The organism is Caballeronia mineralivorans PML1(12) (genome assembly GCF_001028175.1).
Taxonomy (GTDB): Bacteria; Pseudomonadota; Gammaproteobacteria; order Burkholderiales; family Burkholderiaceae; genus Caballeronia; species Caballeronia mineralivorans.
Window position 1 is genome coordinate 1 of the sequence record NZ_AEJF01000225.1, and the last position, 20,075, is coordinate 20,075.

Sequence of the window (20,075 nt, forward strand, 5' to 3'; positions counted from 1 at the left end):
AGCAGTTGTTTGAAGTGAGAGAGCAGCAGGCCCTTGGACGGCGGCGCTGCTCCGCGCGGGCAAAGGAGTGTGTTCGGGAACGCAAGGCCGCCTCTTTACAATGGTCGAGGAACTGCTGGCCCCGCGCGGCATCGACGCACTTTTGAAACGGTGCGGCGCTGGTCGGTGAAGTTCGGCTTGGGCATTGCCCGGCGCATCCGCGCCACCGCGCTGGGCCGGGGCGACAAGTGGCATCTCGACGAACTGATGGTCACCATCAACGGCAGGAAGCACTGGTTGTGGCGTGCGGTGGACCGGCACGGGGCGGTGCTCGACGTGCTGGTGCGAGGGCGCGACCAGGCACGCAGCCAGGCGACTCATGCGCAAGCTGCTCAGGAAGCACGGTCGCGCGCCGCGCGTACTAATCACCGACAAGCTCAAGAGCTACGTAGCAGCAAACAGGGATCTCGGGCTGAACGTGGAACACCGATAACACAAAGGACTGAACAACCTGGCGGAGAATTGCTACAACGCGAACGCGCAACAGAAGCGGCAGGCACGCAGGCGGGCCTTCGAGGCATGGGAAACCGTAACGGGCAACTCGATGCTGGATCGTTCTTGGCTGATACGGGGATGGCCCGAACCAAGAGCCAAGTTAGGCTAGTGATCCATCCACACAGAGATAGAATCGACATTGAAACGGACCTTGCCCGTCTTAATTTTCATGCGATGCCTAAGCCCGGATTATCTTTCGACAATTTCTTTAAGCCTATTCTTCGTGCAGTACCCTATGAGCCCATCAATTGTCGCCGCGGCATCATTGTGAATCGAAGGGCCGTGCATCGGGAATATCCAGTCGACATCATATTTTTGAATCTTTTTTAACGCTGAATACAGATGGTCGATGGAGGGAAGGTATCCGGATTTCTCTATCGACGCAATAATGCCCTGCAATGTACTTCCTGATGCTTCGTCGACGGTACCATATCTCATGAAGATGTCAGATGAAAAAAGCGCTTTGAACCGCGGAATATATATCACTAATGAATCCCACTGGTGTACGTGTTTTGTGAAGATCGGGATAATTAACTCTTCGTTAATTGTGATCGGCACTTCATCTTTAAGCAGTCTTGTTTTGACGGAAAATATGTCGGCGAGCGCGTGCGAACAGATGGGGTGAGCGTATGCGATTAGATTCTGATTTTGCAACATAAAATCCGGAAGGGCGCCCATTTCGTCGGCCTCGAAATGAGGAGCAACGATACTGCTGACGGATCCAACGTTGATCCCTACGGTTAGCAAATTAGATTTTAGTTGTGAAAAGTCATCTCTCATTCCCGTCTCTATGCAGAGGATGCTGCCAGACGGTGATTTTACAAAGAACTGGCAGAAGCTAAGGTTTAGTTTTTCGATAAATATGCTGTTCCTATAGACATCATCAGCAAAAATATCTATTTTTGAGGACTTCATTTATTTGCCTCCATTGTCATCTCAAATTGCCGAAGGGCGATAGCTCCACGCTTGCCGAATTTCTCTAAGTACACGCGCACATGGCTTTCTTCGCCGTACAAAAAGGCAATATCTGTCGGTACCATATTTCGGATGGCGATTAATGGAATCGGCGCCTGCAGGGGACGAAACATATTATTCCACAGTCCAGGCACCTCGCAACCCTGAAAAAATTGACCGATCATCATGTGGCGTTCAACGAACGCAGGCTTTAACCGCTTTTGGACATATTCTACTGCGCTTACGACTTCGTTGAGTCTGGTCGGCACAATTATTCGACACTGGTATATGTCATAGATTCCGCCGCTTCGCTGGAATTCCTCCATGTGCATCTCTATGTCTCTTGATAGACACATGACGCTTTCAGAGTGATTTCGAAAAAACTCGATGGATTTTTTTAACATCGCTGTTTTGGCAAATGGGCACACGTCACCGGACCTTCCGACATCACTGTTGGGGGCGCAGAGGAAACTTTCGATCCAGTCGATGACCTTGGAGAAGCCTTCATCCATCGATGCCTCCTCAAGAGACAGATGTTCTGATTCTGACACCCCTGTTACCATGATCAACCTCATCAATCGTCGATTTGGAATTAACTTAAGGTAGGACTTACGCAGACCAAGTCAGCATGTCCGCGCCTCCTAAGCTGCTTCACTTCGTGATGAGTTGGAGCATCAGCACTCATTTATGTGCGGAATGCGGCAAGTCCGAAACGAAGTGTTGGCCGGTTTAGTCCATTCCATTAAGTCGTGACAATAGGCTTGCAAACTGCTCCCAGAAGCTTGCAATTACGCAGGATTTTCACGCCCAGCCAATATGGCCAAGCTGGATGTCGATGAGACGATGTGGGCCTCGCCAGATGACAGTATTGCCTGGTGGGTGATCGTTGGCGCGCGCTACATAACCGTGAGTTGTGCGAGCTTTACGAGGCTGCGTGACAGTGGAGCGGCCTGTGCGGAGTGTGCCGTAGCCGGCGACATGCTTGGCGACAAGAAACCGTGCGCTCTGAACAGGCTTGATGGCAATGCGCAGGCCCCGAGCGCCGGGTAGCAGCGCGCGCTTCAGCAAGGCCTATTTCGCGCTCATCGTCGTTGCCTCCATCCCTAACTCGACGGCCCGCGCATGCCGCTCAGCGCTTGCGGTGGGGGCATTTCTTTTAGAAGCTGCCCCCACTCGTAATCGTAGCGGTCCGGCAAAAAACGGGAAACGCCGGCACCTGGCGTGAACGTCAGCTCGCCGAAGAAGACCTCATTGTCAGGCGCGTAAAGGTCCACCCGCACGTAACCGAGGCCTTCCGCCAGCAGCGTGGCAACTCTAACCACCTCGTCCCAATTCGGCAACGGCGGCGCAGCGACCACGCTGCACGGATATTCACCCAATACGACGTCCAGCCGATTCCACTGTGCGTCGTAGAAATCGTGCCGCGGATCGCCAAACCGGTCGGAAACCACGCCCGTATAGATGATCGGTGCGCCCTGTGCGCGTCCGAAGATATTCATTTTGAAGTCCGCCGGAATTTTTCCGCTTCGGTCAAGGAGCAATTTTTCAAAGAAGATCCGGCGTTCGATAGACCGATAGTGTCGTTCGCGTGAGGCGCGATAGAAATCGGTAGCCAGCCATTCATTTGCGAGCTGATTCAGTTTCTCGAACGACGTATCAGATTTGTCCCAGACCACCTTGACGAATCCGCATCCATGGTTCGCTTTCATGACGAATGAAGCGGGAAGCGAGTCGAACACTTCTTGCGTAAAGGTATCGGGCGCCGCAAGCAGCGGGATCAGATGCTTCTCCCCGACCTTGCTCTTCACATACTCGCGAACGCCGAGCTTGTCGGTTAACGCGCTCCACCGCGGATCCGGATGCAGGCAGCGGTCCAAGATCATTTCGTTAAACGTCGCCGCGTTTTTCAGATTCGGGAATCGCCCGACTCTCCTGCGATGCGAAAGAAGCAAAAACACGTAATCGGGGAGGAAGTGCTTCACGCCGTGAAGCAATCGATTGGCGGTTGCACTGGTAACCCTTTTCAGCACTGCCGTGCCCGATAAGCCAACAAACCGCTGGCCGGCAATTTGCGGCGAAAAGCGCTTCCTCAACGCAGACCAGAGCCGCCCTTGAACCGATTGCGCTCGCTCCCCTGTTTCAACAGAAATGGTCATCGGACTGCCTCCTCACGTGCTGGATATCCAATCGAACAGGAACGGTCAGGCACAAGCAGCACAGACGGCCAGACCGCGGATCGTCTGGAAACCTGGTCGGACACCCTCTCGATCGCCCCATCCTTGCGCACTCCTCAATTGCTTCACTTCATGCTGCGGCGAAGCATAACCGGTCAAAGCATAACCGATCAGTTCGATGCGTCAATGCGGCGTGTCCTAAAGTGTTGAACTGTTGGCGCATTGTGGGGATAGTTGTCCTTTTCGTGCGTGTATGGACCTGACGCTGGACATACCGAGTCTCCGGACCCTGCAATATGCCCATATGTTGTCGATTCCCTTTGAAAACCTGGATATCCACCTCGGACGGAAAATCGTCCTTGACGAAGCGCTGTTGTTTAACAAGATCGCCGAGAGACGTCGAGGGGGTATCTGTTACGAACTGAACATATGCCCGCGTATTCCCCTTCTAGGGTCCTGCAGGTTCCCTGCGTGTATATCGCGTTAGAGCTGAGATTGTGTCAACCGCCGCGTTCTTAAGAAAACGTAGGCCGGCTTCTCCAACTCCGATGACTATCCAAAAAATCACAAGCCCCCAGCAATCCGATACGCAACGGGGGAACCATGCTTATAGACCGGCCGCAATAGCATCCGAGACATAACCTGATGGCAATTAATGCGAGTCGTCGAGCAACGCAGTAGAACGAATCAATTGGTCATTTCCCTCGACGAAAGATATTGTGCATTGTCGCGCAGCCGTAACAGAGGGAATAGAAGCAGGGAATAGAAGCCAAGCGATTATGACAGCCGTTGAAGCGCGCGTTCGTCAAACGCCGGCGCGCAAACGGAAGGGCGCCAAGCCTCGGTTAACAAGGTGCAGGATTCGCTACATCTTCGGCGGAAGGATGTTGATAAACAATTCGAGTCGATGTTGGCTTGAGTACACGCTTGACATCAATCGCACGCCGTTGCCTTCCACCAGTGACAAAGATGACTGGGTCGATGCCGAATTTGGCGCGGCAAGTCTGGGAGATGCCTGCTTGACCAGTCGGCTCGTCGCTTTGGCGTGGCGACTGGTCAACACGCCTGATCGTTCATTTCCATGCGCGCTCGATGCTACACAACGCGACGCAGCGTATCGCTTGTTCGATATGACCAGGTCGATGCAGACGGCGCCCTCGCACCTCACGTCGTCTATACCCTGCAGAGCAGGGGCTGGTGACAATTGTCATTCGCAAGAATTGTGAGGATGCCAATGGAGGGTCGGACGCGTCAGCCGTTTGCTGCGAGGGCGACTCAGTTAACGCGCACCTTGTCGGTGCGGCGAGTCCGATGCCGAATTGATTTCGGCGGATTCTCTGACTAACTTGTCCGTAATTGCCGCTGCGACGGATTCTTTGGTCAACTTGTCCGTCATCGCCGCGCCGGCTTGGCTCGATGCGGGGCGATGCAACACATCAGGCCTATTCGCATGTTCCAGAACTTTGCCTGCACCAGGAACTTGGCCTGCACCAATACGTGCGGAAGGCTGAACGTCCATCCGTTCGGGCGTCTGGGGCACGCGTTGCCGGGTCGGGGGTGTTGTTCCTGCGCCCTCCCGGACATCTGGTGTCGACGGACTCGGTTCGGGCACCGAGTTCTCGGTTCCAGAGAGCACCGACGCCGCCACGGTATTCTCTTTTGTCGGAGTGGGCGGTGCCGCGGGAACCACGGCTCCCGTAGCGACATTGGCATTGCCGTATCGAGGGGCATCCGCTGCCATGGTCGCCGAGCTTTGTAGTTTGGGCTCGATTTCTAACACAGGTTTGCCTGGTTGCGGCGATTGCGGTGGGGCTTTGGCCAGTTCTTCCCGGGCAAGCAGCTCTCGCTGCACTTGAAGTGCCGTTGAATTGTCTTTCTCTGCAGTGGCCACCGCGGTCGGCGATGCTTTCGCTGATACTGGTTCGTCACGTCTCAAGCTGTCGCGCACGGTGTCAAGAGCTTCCGGCACTCTGGTCGAACCTGGAGCGAGTCCTGACCGATCTACCTTGTTCATCGCGATTGCGGTTGCTCCGCTAAGGTCGGCGGCACGGGAGTCGCCAGTGGAGTCGGAGATCACTCGGTCTGGTATAGACTCATCATCGTGGGGCAATAGTAGATACGCCCCGAGCCCCATTTCAGCCAACAGCAGTCCTGATATAAACGTTTTTGCTGCAATGTTCATGTTAATGTAAGCCATAAAGGCAGATATGATGAATAGTGCCAGTTAAGGGCCGGACCATCTTGAGCTTCGAGCGATGGAAGCGCGGCACATTGATCATACCGCGTTCGTATCTTGCTAGGGGTGAGGCGGATCGATTCAGTATGTTCAGGATTGCTTATGTTGCCATCTAATAAGATTGGTCGGCGGCTGACGGATGGGGTTCCGCGAACGCGGGCACATATCCAGAAGTAAAGCTTGAGTCCCCCAGCTCACCGAGAAGCCGGCGTGTTGAACGTAGGTCCAGCGCATAAATTGTGAAAAAGCCTTGATAGCGAGCATAAGCGATATCGATTCGCCGGTCAGCGGGTCGGATGTGCGCCGCTTATTATCTGCAACTCAACAAGTCTCACATGGCCGCGTGACTGAAACTACCGAGCCTCCGGAATTTTTCCTCCATCGGAAAAATTGTTGCTGGAGGGCACTATCTGTGTACAGGTTTTGTCTATCGATTCTGTTGCGATTGCGCGGGCTACGGCGGTTCATGCCTTTTTCAAACACTGGAACCCGGCAGCGGTTCGGTCGGGTAGGGCGAGTAGATTTCGTAAATAGGGACAGTCATGTTGCCACTTGAGACGCCGAACCGCATCCTGGTAATTGGCACCCGGCGAATCGGAGACGTTGTTCTGATCACGCCCGTAATCCGGTCGCTGAAGACCAGGTGGCCCACGGCAGAGATTCACGTCCTTGTATTCGAGGGAACCGAGGGAGCGCTCGAAAACAATCCCGACGTCGCCCGGGTTATTGTCGTGAAGCGCCGCGGCACTCGTCGGGAGCGGCTGATCGAAGCAGTCTCTCTATGGCGTAAATATAACATTGCCTATTCCGTGACCCAGTCGGACCGGGCGAGCTTTTACTGCTGGATAAGCGGACGATACCGCTTGGGGATCGTAGCATCGGGCAAGAAGAATCTGGCGAAACGCATATTGTTTCATCGACGTCTGTTAGCGCCTCCGGAAACCCATACGGTCAGCGTCGCACTCATGGGCTTGGGGCTGCTCGGAGTCGAACCGGTCTACCACGTTGTGCCGCCGTCAATGAGCACCGAGGCCGAGCTTGCGGCGGGCTTGGATCGCAAGTTGAAGCCGCTCGGGGATAAGCCGTTCGTGGTGCTGCAGATCGACGCGATGTACCGGTACAAAGCCTGGCACGCGGCAGGATGGACCGAGTTGATTGCATGGTTGCGCGCCCTCGGTTACGGGGTCGTGTTGAGCGGCGGAACCCAGGCGACGCACGATGCAGATGTGGCAGTTGTTCAGCAGGGCGCGGGTCCTGACGTGGTCGACCTCGTGGGCCGCGTGTCGCTTGCGGAGCTTGCCACGGTGATCGGGCGGGCCGCGCTGTACATCGGCGTTGATACAGGGGTATCGCATATTGCCGCGGCGACCGGCACGCCAATGGTCGTCGTCTTCGGGCCATCCAATCCGATTGCCTGGGGACCGTGGCCGGTGTCGTGGCGTCAGCATGAAAGTCCTTGGCAATTGCGCGGCTCGCGCTCGATCGAAAACGTGTTCTTGCTGCAAGGCTCCGGTGCCTGTGTGCCATGTATGCAGGAGGGCTGTAAGCGGCATCAGCAGAGCCACAGTGACTGCCTGTCGTCGCTGGATGCGGGAACCGTAATTTCTGCGGCGGCGACCATGCTCGGTTTGCGCGATGGGACACCTGACCGGAACTCAGGGTCCGCGCCAGATATCGGGAACACGCGCCAGATCCGATGGACTGCACCAGACAACAGTTCCCGCTCCCCCGTCAAACAACCAGGCTGAACACAAGCAAGCGGCCCACATTTCACCTTCTGTGTTCGGTCTGAACTCGAGCACGACATTCTCGTCTTTCTCCGCTGGCGCGGGATGAGAGTTTGCGTGATCACGCTAGCGGTGTTCTACCGGACAGATTCGACCTCCTATAGCGTGGCGGACACGTCTGTCATGCCAGATGGCGGGCTTGAAGTTGCGGGAAGTCGATGCGGCGGATCCTTTGTGGACCGCGCGCATGGGCGAGTTGACGCGAATGCAGCGTATACCCCGTATGGCACGCCGAACGGCTCACCCGCCCGCATCTGCACGCGCAATTCCCTTTGTTGCCTGGCGCCGGCCACAATGACTGGTTCGGCTCGATGACCGCTGACCGTTGGCAACAGGTTTTGGTCTGGCTGCGACGCTGACCTTCGCTGCGGATACAAACTGCAAAACAGAAATCGCACGCCGCGCGGCAAGCGCCTGAGCCGCGGCCTGAACACGACCCGCGCGAACCGATGACAACGTCAAAGATTGCCGCCCGGGATACGCGCCCTCATGAAATATTCGGTTTCAGAACTCACAAACCCGAGGTCAACATCGTGGTCGTCTGCGACGTTGGGAAGGTGAAGGGCGAAAAAGGGCCGACCCTGGCATTTACCAACACGAGCGTGACGTGCTGATTCGGTACCTCGAAACGAACTCGCGTCCAACGTCGGTCGCCCTCGGACTTGCTGGAGAGGAACATGCAAAACACGAATGAGCAGTCCCTGCGGTGCCAAGTCGAAAAATGGCTCGCTCCGACTCACGCGATACCGGTTCATGTGACTGAATTCAGTCGTACACGTTGGGGCGGCAGACGCTACGTATGCGTCGAGACCTCGTCAGCGGACGGAGCCCGCGCGTTGTTCTTCTTTCGGCACGATGACGGTAGTTGGTGCGTGTTTCCGCCTACTGCCGACAGGCGGAAGTTGACCACCGTGCGCCCCGTCTCGCGGGTTGTAGCCGCCGCGTCGTATGGTTCTTTCCACTACGCGGCCTCTTCCCACGAGCCCGCAGTCCTCTGACCGACCCATAGATATAAACAGCTGAAGCCGAGTCGCGCATCACGCGCGGCTTAGGGGAACCCGGCCACCGTCGATGCCGACGCCGGTCAGATTTCGCCCGATAAATCGTGGCTTCGCTTGAGTAACAGAACGCACGAACTCGACAAGGTGTGCTCCCCTGCAACCTCGACCCTTGAGACCGCCCGGTTCTGGCAACTCGCAACAGATGGCGATTCGTCGGAACCGGACTGCTGAGGCAAATGAAGTGGCAACCTTATTTCGAACACACTTCCTTTTCCCTTTTCCGACACGACCCAAATCTCACCGCTTAAAGACCATACGAGTTCTTTAACAATCGCCAGCCCCAATCCTGCGCCGGGTATATCGGCTCCGGCCGCGCGCTCCAATTCACCGAATACTCGCTCTTGGTCTTCCAAAGAGATGCCCTCGCCGGTGTCAGACACGCGCAGACACCAGCGGTCAGCGCCGAGTTTCACCAGTGCAAAACCTACCTCTCCAGACCGCGTGTATTTCATGGCATTGGAAATTAGGTTCACTGCAATTTGTTTGACTCTCAATCGATTCAAGGTTACGAAATCCAGGCTCGAATCAAACTCGGAGCGTAAGTGAAGGCCCTTGGCTTCGGCGCCCACTCGATGCGCTAACACCAGTTCGTCGTACAAAGCCCGGAGTTCGAACCGTTCAACTACAGGCACCTGATTTTCACTCAAGACGACCGAATACTCGAACAACTGGTCGACCAGTAGCTTCATGTCGGCAATTTGTCGGCTGGCCACGGTCAGCGCGGTGTCCACCTTTGCGGGACGCGCCCTGACCAGCTCGAGCGATGTTTCAAACACATTCAGGAAATTGCGCAGTTCGTGCACAACGCTACGCGCGGCCAGTTGTCGCGCCTGATATATGTCGGCTAGCAACTCCCGCTGCGAAGCGAGTCCGCGATTCGCTTCCTCAAGCATGCCGGTGTATTCGCCGACTTTTCTTTCTTGCTCGCCGACGAGTTGGCGGACAGACGCCAGCATCACTAGGTTTACGGCGTCATCGACCAAATCCCGCGCGTGGGTCTCGTGACTCCGAGTGAAGTCATGATTGTCTTCCGCGAAGTTAGCGATGGCTGCGGTCAGAACGCGGCGAAACAAGTCCAATTCACGAATCAGTTCGTCCAGTCGATATCCTTGTTTCCAGCGCCAATGGCCGTGTGTCCTCGCATCGCGCTCGATAGCCACTTCCACATCGCTCAGGTGTTCCGACTCGAGGAAATAGCAAATTTCGTCGAGAATCACCGGAACATGGTCGGCCAGCTGTTCATACGTAAGCACGTGGCAATGTCCGATGTCGGCATCACGTAACGCGGATTTTATCCAACGGTTGGTCAGCACGTCCCGCTGGTCGCGCAATGTCGCTGCAAGTCGCTGCAGGGGGCCAACAGGTGTATTGGTCATTGTCTGAGCCTCGACGGTGCATGTTCATGGGAGGTCCCCGTCGCCGAAAGCCTACTCGGCGCCCAAATACGTCTAAGCATAGAACTGCGCAACCAGTCTCGAAAGCGCGTTTTCGTTCATAAGGTCGGCCCTATCATTTGCGGGCGAATTTTGCCAATGGCTCTGTGAGTCGCTGTCAACAAACTCAAATGAATAGCGAGCAGAAATAATCTTCTTAAAGTCGCCGATTACGGAGGCGATTGTTCATGGGCGTCACGGGGACCTCGGGCTGGACGCATGTAAACTTCGTCGTCAATGAATCAGCCCATCGCATATATGCTATGAAGTCTCCGCTGAATGCAGACGCAAAATTTCCAGACAACCTCAAAACGTCCAGTGCTAAGCGTGCGTTCGCAGCACGACTTGATATGACCATCAAGCGGGCGAAGATAACGTCTGGTCGGCTAGCACGTTTGCTTGCTGTATCGGATGGCGATGTCACTCTTTGGAGAGCTGGAATTATGGCTCCGGGTGCTGAACACTGCCACAAACTTTCGGACATTCTAGGAGTGGACATCACGTGGCTATGCGCTGGAACAAGTTAAGTTCGTTCGAAGGACCGCTTAACGGTCTAGCGAGCGATTGGCAGGTAACGCCACCACGTCGCGTCGACTCCGCCTGATGTTCAGATAGCGATTCCATCGTGCTGTTTCCATCGGGATTCGTGTGCGGCTGCATCGGTTGTAGCGTGGTAGTCGTCTCCTAACAGAACGTTCGTTGATAAGTATTCCTTTGTGCTCGTGAAAAGAACATCCATTGTACGGCGCAGCGCAAGCAGATTCGTAGCGATGAAAACGGTACGTCAAGGACTGAACTCCCTCCTTTGACGTGCCGATGTAGTAAGGGTCCCGTCTACTTGAAGTAAAGATCGCGACACGGCCCGGCATAGCGAACATCGAGCGATGACCAATCTTTAAAGACGAGACGTTTTACAAGTCCCAAGTCTTGCGCGCGGAGCACGGCGCTCCGATTCACAAATACGCCGGGGCGTTCGTCCGGAAGAATCAACTGCATCAGCGGACTGAATTTTTGCATCGCGTCGTAAAAGCTAGGTTCGCGTGAAGGACTTGTCATTCCCAGCCAATAAACCAAGGCAATGACATGGTCCCTTGGGTCTCGTGCGAGGAAGCGCAGCGTTGGGTTTGTTTGCGTGTACAGCTCGGGTTCAATGACTGGCACTTCGCGCATGTGGTCTCCGTTCGTTTGCATACTGATACCGAGATGCTCAAGCCTGGCGAGATTCCTGTCTCGCGTGTCAACCGACATGCGTCCTTAGAGAGTCGCGTGGGTCAACGCGCAGGTGCGGTCCAAGAGATAGTCCAATGCAACGGAAGCTTTGAGTCCGCCTCCCGGCTCTTCGATGACGAGGTCGTCGGCGTTGAGACCACGGTGCGCGGGACATGCGCTGGCTGTGAGCCTGTGCCTTTGATACGACGTCGAAATAACCGTTTCCATATGAACTGTCGCCCAGATTTTTGCCCTTCATCGTCGCGAAGGTGCCTTACATGTTCGGACCGAGATGAAGCACTTTCACAGGTAGGCGTTACCTGTATGACAGGCCATCTAGTGTGCGGTTGCATGGGTGTCGATTCTGGGGGAAACACCTTGTTTTCAGAACCAGTGTTTACGCGATGCAGCTAAACAGGTGCGCGAGCAGAGTTGCGCTGACTAGCGCTCCTCTCGCCAGCGAGGAGCTCAAAACAAAACCTCTAAAACGACGCCATCATGCCGCGAGCATGTCCACGGTTCTCATTCGCATGCCAATGTGGATAGCCCATTGCGGCGTAATAAAGTTCGGCATCGAAGACCGCGACAGGCAAGATGTCCCATTAGCGCGCTTGTTTCATTGCTCCCGTTGGGACTTGACTACTGCCTCAGTGTTTGGAAAAAAGGTCGCATTTCACTCTAGTAGTGCATGTAGGCGAACTGGGTGAGCGGGTACCTCCAGCTGCGCTTCGCGTGTCCGGAACGCCGCCATATGACACGTCCGTGCTGGACTGAGCAGACGCATTAGCGTTCTCGACCATTGTCGCCCGTGCAGATGGCTGCACGCTCTGCTGAGTCTCCTGTACGCTCGTGCAACCAGCCGACAGAAGAAAGAGGGCGCCGGCTGCCGTTAAAGCGAAAGCTGATTTCATTTCCATACTCCCCGCGTGAAGTTCGGTTGCCTAAGTCCTTTTCTCGGCAAATCACAAATCGAACGTTGTCATCGCACGTACCAACCGCATCAATGCCGACCGGTCGTGCTCTAAAGTCGCGTCGCGCACCCATACGGATTTGATAACCTCTGACGAATGCGCAGTCCTGACGGGCGGCGCAAGTACTCGCCGGAGAATGCCCTTGCTCACAAGGGCGAAACTCTGGCTGACGGTGACTGCGCCGCTTCAAGTTCTGTTATAGGTCGCACGTGTCGAATTAAAAGGGCTGTGCCGCAAGCCGTATCGGGGAGGTGCGGCGCGTCGGCTGCGCGCGTCGCATATCGACGGGCGTTTTGCAATGGGTTGTCCTGGCGAAGGCCTATTCGGCGAAACGTTCCCCGCGCCCTCTATCTTGCCGAGCCACGATTCCGTCTTCCGTGCTGGCATTCCAAAACGCAGGGGTTCATCGACCGCGACAGAGATAGGGGAAAACGCGGCCGAATATGTTTCTGCGGCGTCATGAATTTTTTCCCTTCAGGCTCCCATTTCGGAATAGTCTAAAGAAGTAGGTTGGTGCCGAAACTCCTCACTGTTACCAAGCAATCCTTCGAAAATTGCGGTGCCGGCGGAACGTCGAACTATGTTTCGGCTTTGCTACTTGGCAACAGGGAGGATTCGTCTATGTTTCATTCGTCATCTGTTGATTACATGGGGAACGTGATTGTCCCCATAGTTACACAGGACCCGTCTGGCTTTAGGTCGACGGCCATCATCACGGACAAAAACGGTGACGGACAAGCAACCGGTGCGCTCGGTTGCTTTGCGACCGAAGCGCAGGCGCGCCAGTTCGCTGTGGAATATGCGAAATCCGAAGTCGGACGGCGTCGCTTAATGACCCTTACCGATTAGCGCTCGTATTCTCTTCGTCGACGTCTCTAGGGCAGTCGCTTCGCGCACACGCACCACGACGATGCTACGGCGCGTTAATGGAGTCATTTATAGCCGAGCCATCTGCTCTGGGCTTTCGCGACGCCTGCGTCGCGAAAGCCCAGAATAACGGCCTGCCACCAGACACATGGTCGCCTCAAAGACTCAGCTATGGAGAATTATTGGTGAAGAGTCGGAGAAGGTATCCGGAGGTACCGAAACAATGCCCGAAGGCACCACGCTCGTAAGCCCCGACTTTCTGAATACCTTCGAATGAAAGTAGGCGCTGGAGACAATCGGTACTGCAAACGCAGCCGGTTGCCTCAAAGGTGCAGTGGTGGGTGATGTCGGGCCACTATGCAGGACACCACGCGGTCGTCGGGCTGTCGGTGGCTGTGTGGTGGGGAGACATTTGGCGAAGAAACACGCTCAGGAGCAGGCTGCCCAACATCAAGCGCTACAGGCTCAGGAAAACGCCGTGCCGTTAGTTTGACCGTAGGGCGGGCGGTTCGCCGCCGCGCAATTGACGGATGCGCTCAGATTGTCGACTCAGAGACAGTCGAGACTGTCGCAGAAAAGAGCTTTGCCATCCGTTACTGCATGTCGAATCACGCTCGGCGAACGGTGACACGTGTCGCACAGTGGGTTGTAGTACTAAGTCGCTTCGCGAACCGCCCGCAAGAACTGCTGTGTGCGCTCGTGTTGTGGAGCCGCAAAAAATTGCTGTGGCGGCGCCTGCTCTATGATTTTTCCCTGTGAGAAGAAGCATACCCGGTCCGCGAATTCTTTAGCAAAACCCATCTGGTGCGTGACCATCAGCATGGTCAGATCGTGCTCGTGGCCAAGCCTGCGAATCACGTTCAGCACCTCACCGCACAACTCGGGATCGAGCGCCGAGGTCACTTCGTCGAAGAGCATCACCTTGGGGCGCATCGCTAGCGCGCGGGCAATCGCCACGCGCTGCTGCTGGCCACCCGATAACTGCGACGGAAAGTGATTGCATTTGTCGTCGAGGCCCACCATGGAGAGTAGCCCGCGGCCACGCTCGTCAGCATCGCGCTTCGACATGCCAAGCACTCGCAACGGTGCCTCGATGGTGTTTTGCAAGGCCGTCATGTGCGGAAACAGATTAAAGCTTTGGAACACCATGCCGATCTTGCGGCGAACGTCGCGCACATGCCGTTCCGACGCGGGCACCAGCACACCGTTTCGGCGCATGTGCGTCAACGGTTCGCCTTCCACTTCTATCAGGCCGTCAGTCAGCGGATCGAGCGTCATGAGCACGCGCAGCAAGGTGGATTTACCCGAACCGCTCGGTCCGATGATCGCGACCTTCTCGTTGCGGGCGACCTCCAGATCGAGTGCGTCGAGCACCGTGAGCGGGCCGTACCGTTTCGTGACGCCGGTGAAGCGCACCATCGGCTGGATGTTTGGCACAGCAGCATCCGCGCCGAGTGCGGGGTCGAAATCCCGTTTCATCTGCTTCTCCTGGAGTTCCATCAGCATACTCCGGCAGGTCGTTCGAATAGAACGTACGTCATGGCAATCTCACGCGATGTTCGAGGTGACGCACGCCCGAGGCGAACGTTACGCTGATCAATAAAAAGAACAGGCCGGTCATGGTGATTGGTTCAAGATAACGAAACGTTTCCGAACCGATATTTTTCGCCTGCTGCATGAGTTCGACCACCGTGATGGCGGACAGCACTGGCGTGTCCTTGAACATGGCGACCAGATAGTTGCCAAGCGCGGGAATCACGGGGCGAATCGCTTGCGGAAGAATGACGCCGCTATATGTGCGCCACGGCGACAACGACAACGCGCACGCTGCCTCCCACTGGCCTTGCGCCACGCCATTCAACCCCGCGCGATAAACCTCAGAGACATAACATGCGTAGTGGATCGCAATGCCGATCGTGCCCGCGGTCAGCGCCGACATCGTGATGCCATAAAGCGGCGCAACGTAGAACAGCACATAGACCTGGATCAGTAATGGCGTGCTGCGAATGAATTCGACAATGAAGCCGGTCACACGCGACGCCAGCGCAATGGAACTGCGTCGCAGAATAGCCAGTACGAGCCCCAGCACCAACGCAATGGCAAACCCGACCAGCGTGATACCGATGGTGTACGTCGACGCGCGCAGCAGGTCCGGCAGGATGTGCAGCGCGTATTTGACGTCGAAGAATGAGTTCATCTCACTGTCCTCTGCGCAATGCCATAACTGACACGCCGTTCGAAACGACGCATGATGGTCACCACAATCTGCGCCAGGACGAAATAGATCGCCAGCGTCAGCGCGAAAATCTCAGCGGTCTTGAAGGTTGCTTCGTCGAGTTGGCGCGCTCGGAAGGTGAGATCGGAGAGTGTGATCAGCGAGACTAGCGAAGTCCCCTTCAACAATTCGATCATCAGATTAGTTGCGGGCGGCAGCGCGTTGATCATGGCTTGCGGCAAGACGATCCGGCGCATTCTTGCCGATGCAGGCATGTTCAACGCGAGCGCGGCTTCATATTGGCCACCGGGAACCGAGCGCAGCGCGCCGCGCAAGATCTCGGAGCCGTAGGCGCCGTAATGCAGCCCGAGTCCGACGATTGCCACGGTGAATGGTGTCAGTGCGAGATTGAACGGCGGCAACGGCAACACGAAGAAGAACCAGAATAGCTGCACCAGCAGCGAGGTGCCGCGGAACACTTCAACGTACACATTCCCGGTCCAGCGTAAAACGCGCCACGCAGATGTGCGCAGGATCGTCGCGACGCCAGCCATCACGATCGCCATCAAGATACCAAACACGGCAATTTCGATGGTGACGAGCGTGCCCTTCATCAACAGGGGCAGGAGTTCATGCAAATCGCCCATGGCGTTCCTCGCTAGGCAAAGAGACGGTGTGAGTCGGCACCTGCCGGCCCGTCAAACGCAGGCGGTCAGCCGCCGCAGAGTTGTGCGGTCGTCTTGTCCGGCAGGTTGCTTTTATCGAAGCCGAACGGTGCGACCGTCTTGAGATGATCCGGTGTGCCGAGCCACGCATGCAGTTGCTGGTTGACGGCATCGCGCAGGTCCGTATCGTCCGGGCGGAAGGCGAGGGCGCCGTAACCGGTGTGCTTGGGATCGTCGGTGAACTTGGGGATCGCCTCGACCGTCGGACCCGCTTTGGCGGCGAGACCCTTCATAGTCAGCGCGGTACCGGCTGCAGCGTCGGCGCGGCTCGCGCGCACGGCCTGTAACTGCGCAGTGGTGTCGGGTACTTGCAGCAATTGCGCGTCCTTCACGCCGGAATCGCGTGCGTAGCCCAACTCAACCGAGCCCGACATGACAGCCAGTTTTGCGTCGGGGTTCTTGCCGACGTCCGCGTAACTTTGCAGGTGCTTTGGATTGCCCTTCAACGTCAGCAGGGTGTCCTGGATCTGGTATTGAGGATTGGCGAAGGCGACTTGCTTGCAACGCTCAGGCGTGACATACATGCCGGCTGCAATCACGTCGAAGCGGCCCGCGCGCAAGCCGGGAATGAGCGAACCCCACTCGGTCAGGACCGCGTCGACTTTCTTGACGCCCAGCTTGGCGAACACCTTCTTCGCGATCTCGGGCGACTCGCCGGTGACGGTGCCGTCCGGCGTGGTGTACGCAAAGGGGCTTTCGTTCGCGTAACCAATGCGCACTTCCCCCGTGCGCTGAATGCGCTGTAAGGTCGTTTCAGCATTCGCCGCCGCTGCATGAGCCACCAACCCCGCCGCTGCAACAATGAACAGCGCCGCCAGCATTCCAGACACTCGTTTGAGTTTCATGTCGATCCGTTTCCGTAGCGTGGTTGATTGCGCCGCGCTCGCGCGGCACAAGTGGCGAAAAATGCTCGCAAACCCTTGGTTTTATTCCCGTTTTAGAGTCGCGCTACACCGCCATGAACGCAGCATACAAAGCCATATTTTTGTTCTAATTGCTCTAGGACAATAATTTTCAAGGCCGCTTCTGCGCCACTATGAACGCTACTGAATGGAGGCAAACGTGAACGAGCGGTGGCGTGACGCAGTGCGCACGGTGCATGGCGTCGAGTCGAAATATAAACGTCTGGTAAAAGCGATCGCGGCCGATATTGAAAGCGCGGCGCTGCCGTCAGGTGCCCGCTTGCCGCCGCAGCGCGAGGTCGCGGCGGACCTGGCGATCAGCGTCCAGACCGTGACGAATGCGTATAAGGAACTGGAGCGGCAAGGGCTGATTCGTTGCGAGGTCGGGCGAGGCAGTTTTGTCACGGCGCGCGTAACCGAAACCATGTCGAAATACATGCTCGACACGGCCGAGCGCGAGGTCGTCGACTTTTCAATTGCACGCATCGTGCATACCCCGGAGCACGATGCGATGTGGCGCAAAGTGTGCGTGACACTTGCCACTGTCGATGACCAGCCGTGGATACGCGCGTGCAGACCGATCGCGGGGCTCGAGCATCACCGGCAAGCGGGCGCCGCGTGGCTGGCCTCGCTCAACATGCCGGCGAATCCCGAGACGCTGCTTGTTACCAACGGCGCCGCGCACGGCATCTTCCTGGCGTTGGCGTCATTTGTCGGCCCTGGCGACACGGTCCTGTGCGAGAGCTTGACCGACCATGGTGTGATCGGCTCCGCGAATGTGCTGGGCTTCACGCTCAAAGGCCTGGATATCGACGAATACGGCATACGTTCCGAACATTTCGAAGAAATGTGCGACAGCGAGCGCGTCAGTGCGTTGGTCTGCACGCCGACGCTGAACAACCCTACGGTAGCCTTGATGCCGGATTCGCGTCGCCGCGCGATTGCACGCATCGCCGAACGTTATGGCGTGTACGTGATCGAGGACGACGTCTACGGCGCGTTGCCGGCCAAGACGCAGACGCCTATCGCCAGCCTGATTCCAGAGTTGTCGTTCTACTGCACGAGCATGACGAAGTCGGTGCTCACTGGCTTGCGCATTGGTTATCTCACCATGCCGCGACGTCTCGCGCTGCGGGCCGAAAGCGTGTTGCGGGTGAGCAGCTGGGCGGCGACGTCACCCATGGCGGAAGTCGCTACGCGCTGGATCATTGACGGGACGGCGCAGCACCTGGTCGCCGTGCAGCGCGAGCGTCTCACCACGCGCCAGGCGATGGTACGCGAGGGGCTCGGCGCGTATCTGCTCGGGAGCCATCCGCAGGCCCTATCGGCGTGGCTGAAGGTGCCGGATTACTGGCAAGCGGACCGCGTGACGCGCGAGTTGCGCAAGCGAGAAATTGCCGTGACATCGCCGGATCCCTTCCTCGTGGGCGGCGCCGAACGACCGAACGCGGTGCGCTTATGCGTGGGTGCTGAAGTGGGAGACCACACCTTTAAAACCGCAATCGAAACCATAGGCGAAGTGTTCGAACAGTACCCGCATGTGCATGACTTCAGCTAAGCGTTCATCCTCGCGTATAGATTGAACTAGGACATTAAAACCTGATTTTTAGGCCATTACACTCGATCGCATCAACTCTTTGGATGCGACTCGATTTATGCCCGCTTTCTCACTTGCCGATGTTTATCGCGCGCGCCGCCGTCTTGAAGGACGCGTGACGCACACGCCGCTGCTTCAGTCAGCGGCGCTGTCGCGGATCGCCAGGACGCCGGTCTATCTGAAGCTCGAAACCATGCAGCCGACCGGCAGCTTCAAGTTGCGCGGCGCGTCGAATGCATTGGCCAGACTCGCCGAGCGCGGCATTAGAAAAGTGGTCACTGCATCGACGGGAAACCACGGCCGCGCGGTCGCTCACGCCGCACGTGTGCTTGGCATGGAAGCGGCCGTATGCATGTCGGCGCTGGTGCCGAAGAACAAGGTCGATGCCGTTGATGCACTCGGCGCACGCGTAGTGATCGCCGGCAAGAGTCAGGACGATGCCCAGGTCGAAGCGTTGCGTCTCGTCAGCGAAGAAGGCTTCGCATTCGTTCCGCCTTTTGACGACATCGACGTCATCGCGGGACAAGCGACCATCGGCCTGGAGATCATGGAGTCCTTGCCGGACACGGCCGCTATTGTCGTGCCCTTGTCGGGCGGTGGATTGTTTAGCGGCGTTGCGTTCGCGGCCAAGCGAATTTACGAAGACGTCGCGATGATCGGCGTAACGATGGAACGCGGTGCCGCGATGCACGCGAGTCTGGCGGCGGGTCGACCTGTGCTTGTTGATGAAGTCGAAACCCTTGCGGATTCACTTGGCGGCGGCATCGGCCTCGACAATCAGCACACCTTCGCGTTGACACAAACGCTCGCCGACGATGTCGTGCTGCTGAACGAAGCATCGATCAAGCGCGGCGTCGTGTTTGCATATCGCGAAGAGCGGCTGGTGATAGAAGGTGCGGCGGCGGTCGGTATTGCCGCGATTCTCGACGGGCGTATCGACGTCAAGCGCGGTCCGGTCGTGCTGATCGTGAGCGGCTTGAACATCGATATGGACCTGCATCGCCGATTGATTCTGGAGGCTTGAGATGTCCGCCATCACACTGCTCAGCCAAGCACAGTTACGGGCGCTTGTTCCGCTCGATCTCGCCGCCATCGATCAAATCGAGGCCGCGTTTCTTTCGCTTGCGACTGAAGCGGTAGCCATGCCGCCGATCCTTCGTCTCGACCTTCCCGAGCATGCCGGCGAAGTCGATGTAAAGACCGCGTGGTTACCCCGAGTCGATAGCTTCGCGATCAAGGTCAGCCCTGGTTTTTTCAACAATCCGTCGCTCGGCCTGCCGAGTCTCAATGGCCTCATGCTGGTGTTGTCGGCGCGTACCGGATTGACTGAAGCGGTGCTGCTGGACAACGGTTATCTCACCGCGGTTCGCACCGCAGCAGCGGGCGCGGTCGCGGCGCGCTGGCTCGCGC

Annotated in this window: 17 protein-coding genes and 3 pseudogenes; 10 read left to right on the plus strand and 10 right to left on the minus strand. The window is 56.9% G+C overall.

Annotated features, from left to right (window positions below):
- Positions 1-100: 100 nt before the first annotated feature.
- Positions 101-643 (plus strand): annotated as a pseudogene (locus EOS_RS49585) (IS6 family transposase); the annotation flags it as partial.
- A gap of 80 nt (positions 644-723) precedes the next feature.
- Here the strand turns inward: EOS_RS49585 and EOS_RS36595 are convergent.
- The 3 genes from EOS_RS36595 to EOS_RS36610 all read right to left on the minus strand — a co-directional run bounded on the left by EOS_RS36595 (position 724) and on the right by EOS_RS36610 (position 3,644).
- Positions 724-1,449: an oxygen-binding di-iron domain-containing protein gene (locus EOS_RS36595; protein ID WP_047897106.1), complete on the minus strand. Its 726-nt coding sequence runs from the start codon at positions 1,447-1,449 to the stop codon at positions 724-726.
- Positions 1,446-2,000 (minus strand): DUF6875 domain-containing protein, encoded by a 555-nt coding sequence (locus EOS_RS36600; protein ID WP_047897107.1) that lies wholly within the window; start codon positions 1,998-2,000, stop codon positions 1,446-1,448. The genes EOS_RS36595 and EOS_RS36600 overlap by 4 nt, the downstream gene beginning before the upstream one ends.
- 591 nt (positions 2,001-2,591) lie before the next feature.
- Positions 2,592-3,644: an ATP-grasp fold amidoligase family protein gene (locus EOS_RS36610; protein WP_082163659.1), complete on the minus strand. Its 1,053-nt coding sequence runs from the start codon at positions 3,642-3,644 to the stop codon at positions 2,592-2,594.
- Between the two features lie 271 nt (positions 3,645-3,915).
- Between EOS_RS36610 and EOS_RS49430 the strand changes: the two genes are divergently transcribed.
- Both EOS_RS49430 and EOS_RS49435 read left to right on the plus strand, forming a co-directional pair.
- Positions 3,916-4,149, plus strand: coding sequence for an arylamine N-acetyltransferase (locus EOS_RS49430; protein ID WP_047897109.1), 234 nt, complete (start codon positions 3,916-3,918; stop codon positions 4,147-4,149).
- 397 nt (positions 4,150-4,546) lie between these two features.
- A complete protein-coding gene (locus EOS_RS49435; RefSeq protein ID WP_075645464.1) occupies positions 4,547-4,888 on the plus strand; it encodes an IS4/Tn5 family transposase DNA-binding protein in 342 nt (113 codons plus the stop codon).
- A 53-nt stretch (positions 4,889-4,941) separates the two neighbouring features.
- On the opposite strand, the gene EOS_RS46705 is transcribed toward EOS_RS49435, so the two are convergent.
- Positions 4,942-5,844 (minus strand): dihydrolipoyllysine-residue succinyltransferase component of 2-oxoglutarate dehydrogenase complex, encoded by a 903-nt coding sequence (locus tag EOS_RS46705; protein ID WP_152693250.1) that lies wholly within the window; start codon positions 5,842-5,844, stop codon positions 4,942-4,944.
- A gap of 596 nt (positions 5,845-6,440) precedes the next feature.
- Here EOS_RS46705 and EOS_RS36625 point away from each other — a divergent pair.
- Positions 6,441-7,646: a glycosyltransferase family 9 protein gene (locus EOS_RS36625; RefSeq protein ID WP_047897111.1), complete on the plus strand. Its 1,206-nt coding sequence runs from the start codon at positions 6,441-6,443 to the stop codon at positions 7,644-7,646.
- Between the two features lie 716 nt (positions 7,647-8,362).
- Entirely contained in the window at positions 8,363-8,683 is a 321-nt protein-coding gene (locus tag EOS_RS48455) for a hypothetical protein (protein ID WP_075645465.1), read from the plus strand.
- An 86-nt stretch (positions 8,684-8,769) separates the two neighbouring features.
- Here EOS_RS48455 and EOS_RS36630 read toward each other — a convergent pair whose 3' ends face one another.
- Complete coding sequence (locus EOS_RS36630; RefSeq protein WP_063779129.1) at positions 8,770-10,122, minus strand: sensor histidine kinase; 1,353 nt, start codon at positions 10,120-10,122, stop codon at positions 8,770-8,772.
- An 891-nt stretch (positions 10,123-11,013) separates the two neighbouring features.
- Entirely contained in the window at positions 11,014-11,349 is a 336-nt protein-coding gene (locus tag EOS_RS36635; protein ID WP_047897112.1) for a hypothetical protein, read from the minus strand.
- A gap of 1,523 nt (positions 11,350-12,872) precedes the next feature.
- On the opposite strand from EOS_RS36635, the gene EOS_RS36645 reads away from it, so the two are divergent.
- On the plus strand, positions 12,873-13,208 hold the full coding sequence (locus tag EOS_RS36645) for a hypothetical protein (RefSeq protein WP_152693251.1): 336 nt from the start codon (positions 12,873-12,875) through the stop codon (positions 13,206-13,208).
- Between the two features lie 304 nt (positions 13,209-13,512).
- Positions 13,513-13,719: pseudogene (locus EOS_RS48460) on the plus strand (hypothetical protein).
- A gap of 161 nt (positions 13,720-13,880) precedes the next feature.
- On the opposite strand, the gene ehuA reads toward EOS_RS48460, so the two are convergent.
- The 4 genes from ehuA to ehuB form a co-directional block, all read right to left on the minus strand.
- On the minus strand, positions 13,881-14,705 hold the full coding sequence (ehuA, locus tag EOS_RS36650; protein WP_082163661.1) for an ectoine/hydroxyectoine ABC transporter ATP-binding protein EhuA: 825 nt from the start codon (positions 14,703-14,705) through the stop codon (positions 13,881-13,883).
- Between the two features lie 58 nt (positions 14,706-14,763).
- Positions 14,764-15,423 carry an ectoine/hydroxyectoine ABC transporter permease subunit EhuD gene (ehuD, locus tag EOS_RS36655; protein ID WP_047897116.1) on the minus strand — a complete coding sequence of 220 codons (660 nt, stop codon included), beginning with the start codon at positions 15,421-15,423 and terminating at the stop codon, positions 14,764-14,766.
- Positions 15,420-16,088, minus strand: coding sequence for an ectoine/hydroxyectoine ABC transporter permease subunit EhuC (gene ehuC, locus EOS_RS36660; protein WP_047897117.1), 669 nt, complete (start codon positions 16,086-16,088; stop codon positions 15,420-15,422). Before ehuC ends, ehuD begins: the two co-directional genes overlap by 4 nt.
- Positions 16,089-16,153: 65 nt before the next feature.
- A complete protein-coding gene (ehuB, locus tag EOS_RS36665) occupies positions 16,154-17,011 on the minus strand; it encodes an ectoine/hydroxyectoine ABC transporter substrate-binding protein EhuB (protein ID WP_047897118.1) in 858 nt (285 codons plus the stop codon).
- Positions 17,012-17,216: 205 nt separating this feature from the next.
- Here ehuB and ehuR point away from each other — a divergent pair, with 205 nt between their 5' ends.
- The 3 genes and pseudogenes from ehuR to EOS_RS36680 form a co-directional block, all read left to right on the plus strand.
- On the plus strand, positions 17,217-18,626 hold the full coding sequence (ehuR, locus tag EOS_RS36670; protein WP_200908742.1) for a MocR-like ectoine utilization transcription factor EhuR: 1,410 nt from the start codon (positions 17,217-17,219) through the stop codon (positions 18,624-18,626).
- 97 nt (positions 18,627-18,723) lie between these two features.
- Positions 18,724-19,689, plus strand: a complete 966-nt coding sequence (eutB, locus tag EOS_RS36675; RefSeq protein ID WP_047897119.1) for a hydroxyectoine utilization dehydratase EutB — start codon at positions 18,724-18,726, stop codon at positions 19,687-19,689.
- A 1-nt stretch (position 19,690) separates the two neighbouring features.
- Positions 19,691-20,075, plus strand: a pseudogene (locus tag EOS_RS36680) (ornithine cyclodeaminase family protein); the annotation flags it as partial.